This is a genomic window from Burkholderia sp. JKS000303 (assembly GCF_002563755.1).
In the GTDB taxonomy this organism is placed as follows: Bacteria; Pseudomonadota; Gammaproteobacteria; order Burkholderiales; family Burkholderiaceae; genus Burkholderia; species Burkholderia anthina_B.
Map to the genome: position 1 here is coordinate 518,796 of NZ_PDBZ01000004.1, position 13,360 is coordinate 532,155.

General features: G+C 66.8%; 11 protein-coding genes. 9 read left to right on the top strand and 2 right to left on the bottom strand.

Annotation, left to right across the window (positions count from 1 at the left end):
* Positions 1-68 precede the first annotated feature (68 nt).
* Positions 69-2,393 (bottom strand): Tex family protein, encoded by a 2,325-nt coding sequence (locus tag BX604_RS35670; RefSeq protein ID WP_098556298.1) that lies wholly within the window; start codon positions 2,391-2,393, stop codon positions 69-71.
* A gap of 160 nt (positions 2,394-2,553) precedes the next feature.
* Between BX604_RS35670 and BX604_RS35675 the strand changes: the two genes are divergently transcribed.
* From BX604_RS35675 to BX604_RS35685, 3 genes are all read left to right on the top strand, one after another.
* Positions 2,554-3,306 (top strand): hypothetical protein, encoded by a 753-nt coding sequence (locus tag BX604_RS35675; protein ID WP_098556301.1) that lies wholly within the window; start codon positions 2,554-2,556, stop codon positions 3,304-3,306.
* A 77-nt stretch (positions 3,307-3,383) separates the two neighbouring features.
* Positions 3,384-3,599 carry a YdcH family protein gene (locus BX604_RS35680; protein WP_096508769.1) on the top strand — a complete coding sequence of 72 codons (216 nt, stop codon included), beginning with the start codon at positions 3,384-3,386 and terminating at the stop codon, positions 3,597-3,599.
* Between the two features lie 55 nt (positions 3,600-3,654).
* Positions 3,655-5,898 (top strand): ATP-dependent DNA helicase, encoded by a 2,244-nt coding sequence (locus BX604_RS35685; RefSeq protein ID WP_098556304.1) that lies wholly within the window; start codon positions 3,655-3,657, stop codon positions 5,896-5,898.
* 89 nt (positions 5,899-5,987) lie between these two features.
* Here the strand turns inward: BX604_RS35685 and BX604_RS35690 are convergent, their stop codons facing one another.
* A complete protein-coding gene (locus BX604_RS35690) occupies positions 5,988-6,812 on the bottom strand; it encodes an outer membrane protein assembly factor BamD (RefSeq protein ID WP_098556311.1) in 825 nt (274 codons plus the stop codon).
* Between the two features lie 41 nt (positions 6,813-6,853).
* On the opposite strand from BX604_RS35690, the gene BX604_RS35695 reads away from it, so the two are divergent.
* From BX604_RS35695 to BX604_RS35715, 6 genes are all read left to right on the top strand, one after another.
* Positions 6,854-8,068: an RluA family pseudouridine synthase gene (locus tag BX604_RS35695; RefSeq protein ID WP_098556314.1), complete on the top strand. Its 1,215-nt coding sequence runs from the start codon at positions 6,854-6,856 to the stop codon at positions 8,066-8,068.
* Between the two features lie 6 nt (positions 8,069-8,074).
* Positions 8,075-8,914: a peptidoglycan editing factor PgeF gene (pgeF, locus tag BX604_RS35700; protein ID WP_098556584.1), complete on the top strand. Its 840-nt coding sequence runs from the start codon at positions 8,075-8,077 to the stop codon at positions 8,912-8,914.
* An 8-nt stretch (positions 8,915-8,922) separates the two neighbouring features.
* Positions 8,923-9,138: a hypothetical protein gene (locus BX604_RS38780; RefSeq protein ID WP_143748172.1), complete on the top strand. Its 216-nt coding sequence runs from the start codon at positions 8,923-8,925 to the stop codon at positions 9,136-9,138.
* 132 nt (positions 9,139-9,270) lie between these two features.
* Positions 9,271-11,145, top strand: a complete 1,875-nt coding sequence (gene phaC / locus BX604_RS35705) for a class I poly(R)-hydroxyalkanoic acid synthase (RefSeq protein ID WP_098556316.1) — start codon at positions 9,271-9,273, stop codon at positions 11,143-11,145.
* 99 nt (positions 11,146-11,244) lie between these two features.
* Complete coding sequence (locus BX604_RS35710; protein WP_098556318.1) at positions 11,245-12,426, top strand: acetyl-CoA C-acetyltransferase; 1,182 nt, start codon at positions 11,245-11,247, stop codon at positions 12,424-12,426.
* 119 nt (positions 12,427-12,545) lie between these two features.
* The gene (locus tag BX604_RS35715) at positions 12,546-13,286 is read left to right on the top strand and encodes a 3-ketoacyl-ACP reductase (RefSeq protein ID WP_098556321.1); all 741 of its coding nucleotides are present in this window, start codon (positions 12,546-12,548) and stop codon (positions 13,284-13,286) included.
* Positions 13,287-13,360 lie beyond the last annotated feature (74 nt).

Consider the following 13,360-nt stretch of genomic DNA (forward strand, 5'->3'; position numbering starts at 1 on the left):
CGTTCGAGCCATGAAAAAAGCCCGCCATTCGGCGGGCTTTTTGTCGTCGGTCGACAGCGTTCGCGTGCTCAGCGCTTGAGCTTCGCGAATGCCGCGGCCATTGCGCCGGCCGGTTCCGGCTCGCGCGAGCGCTGCGGGCGTGCCGCGCCGCGGCCGGCGTTGCCGCGATCCTGGCCGCCACGCGGTGCCATGCCGGGGGCGGCCGCTTCGTCGTCGAGGCGCATCGTCAGCGCAATGCGCTGGCGCTTCACGTCGACGTCGATCACCTTGACCTTGACGACCTGGCCCGCCTTCACGACTTCGTGCGGATCCTTGATGAACTTCGTCGACATCGCGGACACGTGGACGAGGCCGTCCTGGTGCACGCCGATGTCCACGAATGCGCCGAATGCGGCGACGTTCGTCACGACCCCTTCAAGCAGCATGCCAGGCATCAGGTCGGAGACCTTCTCGACGCCGTCGCGGAACGTTGCGGTCTTGAATTCCGGACGCGGGTCGCGACCCGGTTTTTCCAGTTCGGACAGAATGTCGCGCACGGTCGGCAGGCCGAAACGTTCGTCAACAAATTCTGCCGGCGACAGACCGGACAGCGAGTCGCGGCTGCCGAGCACGTCGTCGATCCGCTTGCTGATCTTCGCAAGGATCCGCTGGACGACCGGATAGGCTTCCGGGTGCACCGACGAGCGATCGAGCGGGTTCTCGCCGCCGTTGATGCGCAGGAAGCCGGCCGCCTGTTCGAAGGTCTTGTCGCCGAGCCGCGGCACCTTGCGCAGGTGCTCGCGCGACGGGAACGGGCCGTTCGCGTCGCGGTAGTCGACGATGTTGCGCGCGAGCGTCGCGTTCAGGCCCGATACGCGGGCGAGCAGCGCGACCGACGCGGTGTTCGCGTCGACGCCGACCGCGTTCACGCAATCCTCGACCACCGCGTCGAGCGAGCGGGCGAGTTCACGCTGGTTCACATCGTGCTGGTACTGGCCGACGCCGATCGCTTTCGGTTCGATCTTCACGAGTTCGGCGAGCGGATCCTGCAGGCGGCGGGCAATCGATACGGCGCCACGCAGCGACACGTCCATTTCCGGGAATTCCTTCGCAGCGAGTTCGGACGCCGAGTAGACCGACGCGCCGGCTTCCGACACGACGATCTTCTGCAGTCGCAGTTCGGGGTGCTTCGTGATCAGTTCGCTCGCGAGCTTGTCGGTTTCGCGCGACGCGGTGCCGTTGCCGATGCTGATCAGCTCGGCCTGCGTCTGGGCGGCGATGCGCGCGAGCTTCGCGAGCGAGCCGTCCCAGTCACGGCGCGGCTCGTGCGGGTAGATCGTGTCGGTGGCGAGCACTTTGCCGGTGCGGTCGACCACGGCGACCTTCACGCCGGTGCGCAGGCCGGGGTCGAGACCGATCACGGCCTTCGGGCCGGCCGGCGCGGCCAGCAGCAGATCCTTCAGGTTCCGGGCGAACACGCGGATCGCTTCGGCTTCGGCCGTTTCACGCAGTTGCGTGAGCAGTTCGTTCTCGATGTGCGGTTGCACCTTCACACGCCAGCACCAGCGGCACACGTCGGACAGCCACTTGTCGGCCGGACGGCTCTGGTTCGCGATCCCGACATGGCGCGCGATCATCGCTTCGCCGGGGTGCGGCACCTGCGCGTCGAGCTCTTCGCCAAGGCCGAGCTTGATGGTCAGCACGCCGGCATTGCGGCCGCGGAACAGCGCGAGCGCGCGGTGCGACGGTACGGTCCGGATCGTTTCCGCGTAATCGTAGTAGTCGCGGAATTTCTCGCCTTCCTCGTTTTCCTTGCCTTCGACGACGGCCGACGACACGACGCCCTGGCTGTGCAGGTAGTCGCGCAGCTTACCGAGCAGCTCGGCCGTTTCGCCGAATTGCTCGGACAGGATGTCGCGCGCGCCGTCGAGCGCGGCCTTCACGTCGGCGACGCCCTTGTCGGCGTCGACGTAGGCGGCGGCTTCCGTCTGCGGGTCGAGCAGCGGGTTCGCGAGCAGCGCCTGCGCGAGCGGCTCCAGGCCGGCTTCGCGGGCGATCTGCGCGCGCGTGCGGCGCTTCGGCTTGTACGGCAGATAAAGGTCTTCGAGCACCTGTTTGCTGTCGGCCGCGTCGATCGCGGCGCGCAGCTCGTCGGTCAGCTTGCCTTGCTCGTCGATGCTCGACAGGATCGTCGCGCGGCGATCCTCGAGTTCGCGCAGATACAGGAGGCGTTCCTCGAGCTGGCGCAGCTGCGTGTCGTCCAGGTTGCCGGTCACTTCCTTGCGGTACCGGGCAATGAACGGAACGGTCGAGCCTTCGTCGAGGAGTTGCACGGCCGCCGCGACCTGGCGCGGCTGGACGGACAGTTCGGTGGCGATGCGCTGTACGATCTTGAGTGCTACGGTTTCCGTCATGTCGTGGATGATCTGCCTGCTGAAATCGCGGCGCGGGCCGGCAGGCCGCGCGCGGCGGGCTGCGTGACAGGCCCGCCGGACCTGATGCCGCGGGTGAGTGAAGCGGGGCATTTTGCCATAAATGGCGGAGCGTCCAGCCGGGGGTGATAGAATTTGACACATGTCCCGCAGCTTTCCTACGACGTTGCCAACTTCCCGCATTTCTCTCGTCGCGCTCGGTGCAGCGCTTGCCGCGGCTTTGTCCGCAGGGCCTTCCGCCGCGTACGCGCAGGCATCGGGCGCCGTCGCGCCGGACGCCGTCGCAGCTGCGCCCGTTGCGGCTTCCGCCACGCAGGATTTTGACGCCCGTCAAAAAGTGCTCAATCAACGTTCCGCGGAAAACGATTATCGTTATGCGGTGGCGGAGCACGATTGCTACAGCAAGTTCTTCGTCAATCACTGTCTCGGCAATGCGCGCGACCAGATGCGCGAGGAGCGGGCGAGCATTCGCCAGGAGCAACTCGCGCTCGACGACGAGCAGCGCGCGGTCCGTGCGCAGCAGCGTGACCAGCAACAGGCGCTGAAGCAGGCGCAGAATGCGGCGGAAGCGCCGCAGCGGGCAGCGACCGATGCGGCGAACGCGGCTGCGTTCCGCGACAAGCAGGAGCAGAATGCATTGAAGCAGGCGCAGCGCGGCGCTGAAGGGCCGCAGCATGCCGCGAGCAAGCAGGCATACGACCAGAAGCAGGCGGACTACCAGAGCAAGCTCGACCAGGCGCACCAGCAGGCCGCGCAGAAGGCGCAGGAGCGGGCGGACAACGCCGCGCGCTACCAGCAGAAGCAGCAGGAAGCCGCGCAGCACAAGGCCGATGTCGAACGGCGTCAGCAGGAAGCGGCCGAGAAGGCCAAGCAGCAGCAACAGCAGGGGCAGTAACGTGTTGGATTGACCCGGAATCAGTCTCGAGCGTGTCGGCACGCCAGCCGGCGCGCTGCTTCGATGAGGAGGCAAGTATGCAAAACCGTCACACGGAACAGCAGCAGGAATTGCATAACCGTTTGGCTGCATTGCAGGAGCAGCACCAGCAGCTCGCTCGGGAGATCGAGCTGAAAGAAGGGCACTCCGACATCGACGACGTCACGCTGCACCGGCTGAAGAAGGAAAAGCTGGCTGCCAAGGACAAAATCATTTTGCTGCAATCGCAGCTGGAACCGGATAAGCGCGCCTGAGCGCGGCCTGGCGAGCGCCGGCGCCGCCCGGGCGCTGGACACAGGAACGCTTGCCTTGAATTCACCGCTTGAAGCCACCCCCGATGCCCGGCGTGACGTGTCGTCCGCCGGACGCGTTCGTGCGCCCGAAGGTACCTTTGAGCTGAGCCGCAAGCGTGTCGACGAGCTCGACACGATCTTCGGCGAAGGCGGGTTGCTCGCGCGCGCGCTCGACGGATATCACCCACGCCTGTCGCAGATCGAAATGGCGCGCGCCGTTGCGTCCGCGATGGAGGCGTCCGCGCGCCGGATGCCCGAGCCGGAAATCTTCGAGACCCGCAAGCGACCGGCGCGCCGGCTCGGCGACGGCGACAAGGCGGCCGACCCGGCCGCGGACGGCGCGGCCGAGTCCGACAGCGACAGCGGCGACAACACGCTGATCGTCGAGGCCGGCACCGGCACGGGCAAGACCTACGCGTATCTGGTGCCCGCGATGCTGTGGGGCGGCAAGGTGATCGTGTCGACCGGCACGAAGCACCTGCAGGACCAGCTCTTTCAGCGCGACATCCCGACGGTGCGCAACGCGCTTGCGGTGCCGGTGACGGTCGCGATGCTCAAGGGCCGCTCGAACTACCTGTGCCATTACTACCTGCAGCGCACGGCCGACAACGGTCGCCTGCCGTCGCGGCAGGACACCGCGTACCTGCAGGAAATCGTCCGTTTCGCGAAAATCACCAAGAGCGGCGACAAGGCCGAACTCGCGAGCGTGCCGGAGACGGCGCCCGTGTGGTCGATGGTCACGTCGACGCGCGACAACTGCCTCGGCCAGGAGTGCCCGCACTACAAGGAGTGCTTCGTGATGCAGGCGCGCCGCGAGGCGCAGCAGGCCGACATCGTCGTTGTCAACCATCACCTGTTCTTCGCGGACATCATGCTGCGCGACACGGGGATGGCCGAACTGCTGCCGAACGCGAACACGGTGATCTTCGACGAAGCGCACCAGTTGCCCGAGACCGCGACGCTGTTCTTCGGCGAGACGCTGTCGACCACGCAGATCCTCGAACTCGCGCGCGATACGGTGGCCGAAGGCCTGAGCCATGCGCGCGATGCGGTCGAGTGGGTGAAGCTCGGCGGCGATCTCGAGCGCGCGGCGCGCGATCTGCGTCTCGCGTTCGCGAACGACCAGATCGTGCGCATGTCGCTCGCGCAGCTCGGCGACGATCACCCGATGTTCGGCGCGCTGGACGCGCTCGAGACGGCGCTCGATGCGCTGGCATCGGCGCTGGCGAGCCAGGCCGAGCGGGCGGAATCGCTCGGTGCGTGCCTGCGGCGCGCCCGCGAGCTGCAGGACCTGCTGGCCGGCTGGGTGACACCCGGCGCGGCGGAAGCGGCGGCGAAGGCCGACGCTGCGGCAGCCGGCGACAAGGCAGCCACCGACGGCGATCCGAACGAGAAGGTGCGCTGGGTCGAAGTGTTCGCGCATACCGTGCAACTGCACGAAACGCCGCTGTCGGTCGCACCGATTTTCGCGAAGCAGCGCGCCGGTGTGCCGCGCGCCTGGGTCTTCACGTCGGCGACGCTGTCGGTGCGCGGCGACTTCACGCACTACGCGGCGCAGATGGGGCTCAGTTCGCGACGCTCGATGACGCTCGCGAGCCCGTTCGACTATCAGACGCAGGGCCTGCTGTACGTGCCGCGCAACCTGCCGCAGCCGTCGTCGCCGACCTTTACCGATGCCGTGTTCGATGCCGCGCTGCCGGCGATCGAGGCGTCGGGCGGTGGCGTGTTCATGTTGTGCACGACGCTGCGCGCGGTCGACCGGATCGCGTCGAAGCTGCGCGACGTGATCGAGTCGCGCGGCTGGAACACGCCGCTGCTCGTGCAGGGCGATGCGAGCCGTACCGAGCTGCTCGATCGCTTCCGTTCGCACGGCAATGCGATCCTCGTCGGCAGCCAGAGCTTCTGGGAAGGCGTCGACGTGCGCGGCGACGCGCTGTCGCTCGTCGTGATCGACAAGCTGCCGTTCGCGCCGCCCGACGATCCGGTGCTGGCCGCGCGGCTCGATGCGCTCACCAAGAAGGGCCTGAGCCCGTTCGCGGTTCACCAGTTGCCGCAGGCCGTGATCACGCTGAAGCAGGGCGCCGGGCGCCTGATTCGTGCAGAGACGGATCGCGGCGTGCTGATGATCTGCGACACGCGGCTCGTCGACAAGCCGTACGGCAGGCGGATCTGGCAGAGCCTGCCGCCGTTCAAGCGCACCCGCGAGATCGCGGTCGTGCAGGACTTCTTCGACGAGCATCGCGCGCAAAAGCGCGCGTGACCGCCCGCCGCATGTGCTTGTCCCGCATGCGGTGCCAATAAAAAACCCGGCTCGATGGCCGGGTTTTTTCTATCTGCTGCCGCTGTGGCTCAGAACTGCCACCACGACTTCTTCGCGCCGGGGCGCGAATGGCCGGTGATGTACGGGCTGTCCGGGAACGTACCCGCGAGCACGCGCTTCGTGTCGTCGGCGAGTTGCGGCTCGTTCAGCTTGCCGTACGACAGGATCATGATGTGCAGCGCGTCCTCGATGGCCGGCGCACCCTTGTAGTCCTTGATCGCGAGCTGAGCGCGGTTGATCGCCGCCACATAGGCGCCGCGCCGATAGTAGTAGTCGGCCGCGTGCACTTCGTGCGACGCGAGCGCGTTGACGATGTAGCGCATCCGGGCCGCGGCGTCGGGTGCGTACTTGCTCTTCGGGTAACGGTCGACGACGACCTTGAACGCATCGTACGATTCGCGCAGTGCCTGCGGATCGCGCTCGCTCATGTCCTGGCCGGAGAAGCGGCCGAACAGGCCCAGATCGTCGTTGAAGTGGATCATCCCCTTCAGGTAGTACGCGTACGGGATGTCCGGATGATCCGGGTGGAGCTGGATGAAGCGGTCGACGGCCTGGTCGGCGGCTGCCGCTTCGTTGTCCTTCCAGTTGCAGTACGCGACGTTGATCTGCGCCTGTTGCGCGAAATGGCCGAACGGATCGCGACCTTGCAGCGATTCGAAGTATTTCGCGCACTTGCCCCAGTCGCCGCCGGACAGTGCGTCCTGGGCCTCTGAGTATAATTTGTTGTTCGACCAGGTAGCCGTCTCGTCCTGCTTCTGCGGCAAGCCGTGGCAGCCGGCGATGAGGGCCGCGGCCGCTACCGCCGCAGCTCGGGCGGCGACGGTCTTGGCCGTACGTTTGGTCGAATTCATCATGCTCGCATGTCCTAGCTTCAAGTCTCGGTGACCCAGTCTAAATGACCCGTTCAAGTTCGCAGAATGCCCCGCGGGGCAAGCCAAATCGCGAAGATTATAGCCCAAGCGATCGGCCCGCCGACGCTGCATCGGTGGATTCCCCCGATGACGATCTCGCTGCAGGCGCGATGCAGCCGCCTGTCGTGCCTTCCGCCGCGGCCGATGAGACGCCGCGTATCGTCGAAGTGCCGCTGTCGCTCGCGGGCGAACGACTCGACAAGGCGCTCGCCCAGCTGTTCCCTGAATTCTCCCGCAGCCGCCTGCAGAGCTGGATCGAGGCGCAGCGCGTGCTGGTCGACGGCGCGCCGGCGAAGATCCGCCAGCCGGTGCCGCTCGGCGCGAAGATCGAACTCGTGCCCGACCTGCTTCCGGAGCAGCTGGCGTTTACGCCGGAGCCGGTGCCGCTCGACGTGATCTACGAGGACGACGCGCTCGTCGTCATCAACAAGCCGGCCGGGCTCGTCGTCCATCCGGCCGCCGGCAACTGGAGCGGCACGATCCTCAACGGCCTGCTGCATCGCTACGGCGACGCCGCTGCCGGCCTGCCGCGCGCCGGGATCGTCCACCGGCTCGACAAGGAGACGTCCGGCCTGATGGTGGTCGCGCGCACGCTCGCCGCGCAGACCGACCTCGTGCGCCAGTTGCAGGCGCGCACGGTGAAGCGCCGCTATTTCGCGCTCGTGTGGGGGATGATGCCGGAAGACGGCACGATCGACGCGCCGATCGGCCGCGATCCGCGCGAACGCACGCGCATGGCCGTCGTCACGGGCGCGTCGGGCAAGCCGGCTCGCACGCATTTCCGCACGGTTGACACATGCATGTGGCAACGTCAGCCGGTGTCCGCGATCCAGTGCGATCTCGAAACCGGTCGTACACATCAGATCCGCGTGCACTGCTCGCACGTCGGGCACCCGCTGCTCGGCGATCCGGTGTACGGCCGCGCGCGCGGCAAGCGCTCGGTCGCGCCGCTGCCGGACGGGTTCGCGCGGCAGGCGCTGCATGCGTGGCGGCTCGGCCTCGTGCATCCGGTCACGGGCAGGACGATGCAGTGGCGCTGCCCGTTGCCGGACGACATGAACGCGCTCGTCGCGGCGCTCGGGTTCGGGCAGGGCGACGAGGATTTCGACGATGAAGGCGCCTACGACGATGGCGACTTCGGCGGCGACTACGAGGATCACGACGACGAGTCGTATCCGGACGACGATGACGAGGAGTGAGTGCCGATGACGAACCTTGCGCCGTTGACATGGCAGGACTGTGTACGGCCCGACTGGCAGGTGTCGCCGCGCGTGCGCGCGCTGATCACGACGCGCGACGGCGGGGTCAGCGAAGGCCCGTACGGCCGCTGGCAGGACGGCGTCGCGCTGCCGGGCGGCATGAATCTCGGCCTGCATACCGGTGACGATCCGGCGCATGTCGCCGCGAACCGCGCGCGCCTGCTTGCGCTGGCGGGACAGTCGGGCGCGGCATGGCTCGAGCAGGTTCATGGCGCGCAGATCGTGCGCGCGGACGAGGTGATCGACGCCGCCCCCGGTGCTGCTGCGCCCGTGCAGGCCGACGCGAGCGTCACGGCGCGCGCGAATGCCGTGTGCGTCGTGATGGTCGCGGATTGCCTGCCGGTGCTGCTGTGCGATGCGCAGGGGCGCGCGGTTGGCGCCGCGCATGCGGGCTGGCGCGGGCTCGCGGCCGGTATCGTCGAACAGACCGCGGCGCGCGTCGCGGCGCTCGCCGGCGGTGCGGCGAACGAACTCCATGCGTACCTCGGGCCGGCGATCGGCCCGCAGGCGTTCGAAGTCGGCGCCGATGTACGCGATGCGTTTCTCGACACGGCTCCGCTGTCGGAGCATGATGACACCCGGCAAGCGTTCGCCGCGATCGACGGCACCCCCGGCAAGTTTCTCGCCGATCTCTATGCGCTTGCACGCCTGCGCCTCGTGCGCGCGGGCGTCGCGCACATGAGCGGCGGGTCCGCCTGCACGGTCGCCGAACACGCGCGTTTCTATTCGTACCGGCGCGACCGTGTGACCGGCCGCATGGCCGCGGCGATCTGGCTTGCCGACTGATCGATTGATTGCGCGCGCTTTATTGCGCCGCGCAATCGCTTTATCTCGATATTGGCGCAGCAATGCGGCGTGGCATGGGCAATCGAATGAATAATCGCGAAGTCAAGTCGGTCAATATGTTTTATGTTTCGCCGGAAGCCTTGTCCCGCTTGTTGCGCGCCGATTATCTCCGTGCAGAAATGTTCAGTGGTTTGACGCCGCGCTTCACATGGGGAAAACGATAATGATAAAAATACCGCACTGCGGCAGAATCTGGAGACGCCTCTCCAGAGCATGACGGCCCGGCTCGCAGCCGGCACGCCGCGCGCGAGCAGGATTTCACGATTGACGCTCACGAATCACCGGTAAGGCAGGTAATGACAGCATCGAAAAATTCGTCGACGTCCGCTCAGGCGGGCACTTCCGCGGGCAGCACCGGATTCGACCAGGCCACTCAGCCGATGCAGCAGATGTTCGAGTCATGGCTGAACGCATGGCGCGGTTTCGCCGATCCGGCGCGTGCCGCCACGACGGCGGCCACGGCGAACCCGTTCGCCGCATTCCAGCTCCCGACATCGCTTCCGTTCCAGATGCCGTCGATGCCCGACCTGGGCAGCCTCGGCGGCATGGCGTCGCCGTTCGCCGGGCTGAAGCTGCCGGTTGCCGCGATTCCGCCCGAACGGCTCCAGAAACTGCAGGCCGACTATGCGCGCGACTGCATGACGCTGATGCAGCAGAGCGTCGCCGCGAAGCTCGAAGCGCCGGAGCTGAAGGACCGCCGCTTCAGCGCGGATGCGTGGAAGGCTTCGCCCGCGCATGCGTTCGCCGCGGCGTGGTACCTGCTCAACGCGCGTTATCTGCAGGAACTGGCCGACGCGCTCGAGACCGATCCGAAGACGCGCGAGCGCATCCGTTTCTCGGTCCAGCAATGGACGGCCGCGGCCGCGCCGAGCAACTTCCTCGCGCTCAATCCCGATGCGCAGAAATCCATTCTCGAGACGCAGGGCGAAAGCCTGCGGCAGGGGATGATGAACCTGCTCGGCGACATGCAGCGCGGCAAGATTTCGCAGACCGACGAATCGCAGTTCGTGGTCGGCAAGAACCTCGGGTGTACCGAAGGCGCGGTCGTCTACGAGAACGACCTGCTCCAGCTGATCCAGTACACGCCGAAGACGGACAAGGTGTTCGAGCGTCCGCTGCTGATCGTGCCGCCGTGCATCAACAAGTTCTACATCCTCGACCTGCAGCCCGAGAATTCGCTCGTCGCGCACGCGCTGTCGAGCGGTCATCAGGTGTTCCTCGTGTCGTGGCGCAATGCCGACGCATCGGTCGCGCACAAGACCTGGGACGACTACATGAACGAAGGGCTGCTCGCGGCGATCGATGCCGTGCAGCAGGTCAGCGGCCGCGAGCAGATCAACACGCTCGGCTTCTGCGTCGGCGGCACGATGCTCGCGACGGCGCTGTCGGTGCTCGCCGCGCGCGGCGAACATCCGGCCGCGTCGATGACGCTGCTGACCGCGATGCTCGACTTCACCGATACCGGCATCCTCGACGTGTTCGTCGACGAGGCGCACGTGCAGATGCGCGAGCAGACCATCGGCGGCAAGAACGGCACGCCGCCGGGGCTGATGCGCGGCGTCGAATTCGCGAACACGTTCTCGTTCCTGCGACCGAACGACCTCGTGTGGAACTACGTCGTCGACAACTACCTGAAGGGCCGCACGCCCGCGCCGTTCGACCTGCTGTACTGGAACAGCGATTCGACGAGCCTGCCCGGCCCGATGTACGCGTGGTACCTGCGCAATACGTATCTCGAGAACAAGCTGCGCGTGCCCGGCGCGCTGACAGTGTGCGGCGAATCCGTCGACCTGTCGCGCATCGACGTGCCGACCTTCATCTACGGGTCGCGCGAGGATCACATCGTGCCGTGGCAGACCGCCTATGAATCGACGTCGATCCTGACGGGCCCGCTGAAGTTCGTGCTCGGCGCATCGGGGCACATTGCAGGCGTGATCAATCCGCCGGCGAAGAAAAAGCGCAGCTACTGGATCAACGACGGCGAGCTGCCCGAGTCCGCGGACGACTGGTTTGCCGGCGCGACCGAGCAGCCGGGCAGCTGGTGGACGACCTGGGTCGAATGGCTCGACCAGTACGGCGGCCGCAAGGTGGCGCCGCCCGCGAAGCTCGGTTCGGCGCAGTTCCCGGTGATCGAGTCGGCGCCGGGCCGTTACGTGTTGCAGCGCGATTGACGAAAACCGGACAGCGGCGCACGCTGTCCGGTGCACCGCAGTTTTTTTAACAGGGCCGGTAGCGATGCGCCGTGTCGTGCGGGCCTGGAGGAAAGGGAAATGACGGACGTAGTGATCGTATCGGCCGCGCGGACCGCGGTCGGCAAATTCGGCGGCTCGCTCGCGAAGGTTGCAGCACCGGAACTCGGCGCGACGGTGATTCGCGCGGTGCTGGAGCGCTCGGGCGTGAAGCCCGATCAGGTGAGCGAAGTGATCATGGGTCAGGTGCTGACGGCGGGCTCGGGGCAGAACCCGGCGCGCCAGTCGCTGATCAAGGCCGGCCTGCCGAGCGCAGTGCCGGGGATGACGATCAACAAGGTGTGCGGCTCGGGCCTGAAGGCCGTGATGCTGGCAGCGAACGCGATCATGGCAGGCGACGCGGAGATCGTGATCGCAGGCGGTCAGGAAAACATGAGCGCGTCGCCGCACGTGCTGCCGGGCTCGCGCGACGGCTTCCGGATGGGTGATGCGAAGCTGGTCGACACGATGATCGTCGACGGCCTGTGGGACGTGTACAACCAGTACCACATGGGCATCACGGCGGAGAACGTCGCGAAGGAATACGGGATCACGCGCGAAGAGCAGGACGCGTTCGCCGCGCTGTCGCAGAACAAGGCGGAAGCCGCGCAGAAGGCCGGCCGTTTCAACGACGAGATCGTGCCGGTGTCGATTCCGCAGCGCAAGGGCGAGCCGCTGCAGTTCGCGACCGACGAATTCGTGCGTCACGGCGTGACGGCGGAATCGCTGGCGGGCCTGAAGCCGGCGTTCTCGAAGGACGGTTCGGTGACGGCCGCGAACGCGTCGGGCCTGAACGACGGCGCAGCCGCGGTACTGGTGATGTCGGCGCAGAAGGCGGCGGCTCTTGGCCTGACGCCGCTTGCGCGGATCAAGGCGTACGCGAACGCGGGCGTGGATCCGAGCGTGATGGGGATGGGCCCGGTGCCGGCCTCGCGCCGCGCGCTGGAGCGTGCGGGCTGGACGCCGGGCGACCTGGACCTGATGGAAATCAACGAGGCATTCGCGGCGCAGGCGCTGGCGGTGCACAAGCAGATGGGCTGGGACACGTCGAAGGTGAACGTGAACGGCGGCGCGATCGCGATCGGTCACCCGATCGGCGCATCGGGCTGCCGGATCCTGGTGACGCTGCTGCACGAGATGGTCAAGCGCGACGCGAAGCGCGGGCTGGCATCGCTGTGCATCGGCGGCGGGATGGGCGTCGCACTCGCGGTCGAACGTCCGTAACCGGCCGTTCGTCACCGCCAAACCGATCCGGGCACCGGCCGATTGCGGCTTCGGCCGGTGCCACGTGAAGTCAGAGGGGCCTCCGGCGGCTCTCAAAACCAAGAAATGGAGTGAGATTTATGTCTCAGCGAATTGCGTACGTAACGGGCGGGATGGGCGGCATCGGCACCAGCATCTGCCAGCGTCTGTCGAAAGACGGCTTCAAGGTGGTCGCGGGTTGCGGCCCGAACTCGCCGCGCCGGGTGAAATGGATCGAGGACCAGAAGGCGCTCGGGTACGATTTCATCGCATCGGAAGGCAACGTCGGCGACTGGGACTCGACCAAGGACGCATTCGACAAGGTCAAGGCCGAAGTCGGCGAGATCGACGTGCTGGTCAACAACGCGGGCATCACGCGCGACGTCGTGTTCCGCAAGATGACGCATGAAGACTGGACGGCGGTGATCGACACCAACCTGACGAGCCTGTTCAACGTGACGAAGCAGGTGATCGACGGGATGGTCGAGCGCGGCTGGGGCCGGATCGTCAACATTTCGTCGGTGAACGGCCAGAAGGGGCAGTTCGGCCAGACGAACTACTCGACCGCGAAGGCAGGCATCCACGGTTTCACGATGTCGCTCGCGCAGGAAGTCGCAACAAAGGGCGTGACGGTCAACACCGTGTCGCCCGGCTACATCGGCACCGACATGGTGAAGGCGATCCGCCCGGACGTGCTCGAGAAGATCGTCGCGACGATTCCTGTGCGACGTCTCGGCGGCCCGGAGGAAATCGGTTCGATCGTCGCGTGGCTCGCGTCGAACGATTCCGGCTTCGCGACGGGTGCCGACTTCTCGCTGAACGGCGGCCTGCACATGGGCTGAACGTCCGGGCTGCGCAGGCGAAATGGCTGCGCGGCCCGGCGTGTCCGAAGGCCCCCGCCTCCCGGATTCGGGCG

Bases quoted from the DNA above. Each gene is read 5' to 3' on its own strand.
- BX604_RS35670 (WP_098556298.1), bottom strand. From the start codon at position 2,393: ATGACGGAAACCGTAGCACTCAAGATCGTACAGCGCATCGCCACCGAA.
- BX604_RS35675 (WP_098556301.1), top strand. From the start codon at position 2,554: ATGTCCCGCAGCTTTCCTACGACGTTGCCAACTTCCCGCATTTCTCTC.
- BX604_RS35680 (WP_096508769.1), top strand. From the start codon at position 3,384: ATGCAAAACCGTCACACGGAACAGCAGCAGGAATTGCATAACCGTTTG.
- BX604_RS35690 (WP_098556311.1), bottom strand. From the start codon at position 6,812: ATGATGAATTCGACCAAACGTACGGCCAAGACCGTCGCCGCCCGAGCT.
- BX604_RS35695 (WP_098556314.1), top strand. From the start codon at position 6,854: ATGACCCGTTCAAGTTCGCAGAATGCCCCGCGGGGCAAGCCAAATCGC.
- pgeF (WP_098556584.1), top strand. From the start codon at position 8,075: ATGACGAACCTTGCGCCGTTGACATGGCAGGACTGTGTACGGCCCGAC.
- phaC (WP_098556316.1), top strand. From the start codon at position 9,271: ATGACAGCATCGAAAAATTCGTCGACGTCCGCTCAGGCGGGCACTTCC.
- BX604_RS35710 (WP_098556318.1), top strand. From the start codon at position 11,245: ATGACGGACGTAGTGATCGTATCGGCCGCGCGGACCGCGGTCGGCAAA.
- BX604_RS35715 (WP_098556321.1), top strand. From the start codon at position 12,546: ATGTCTCAGCGAATTGCGTACGTAACGGGCGGGATGGGCGGCATCGGC.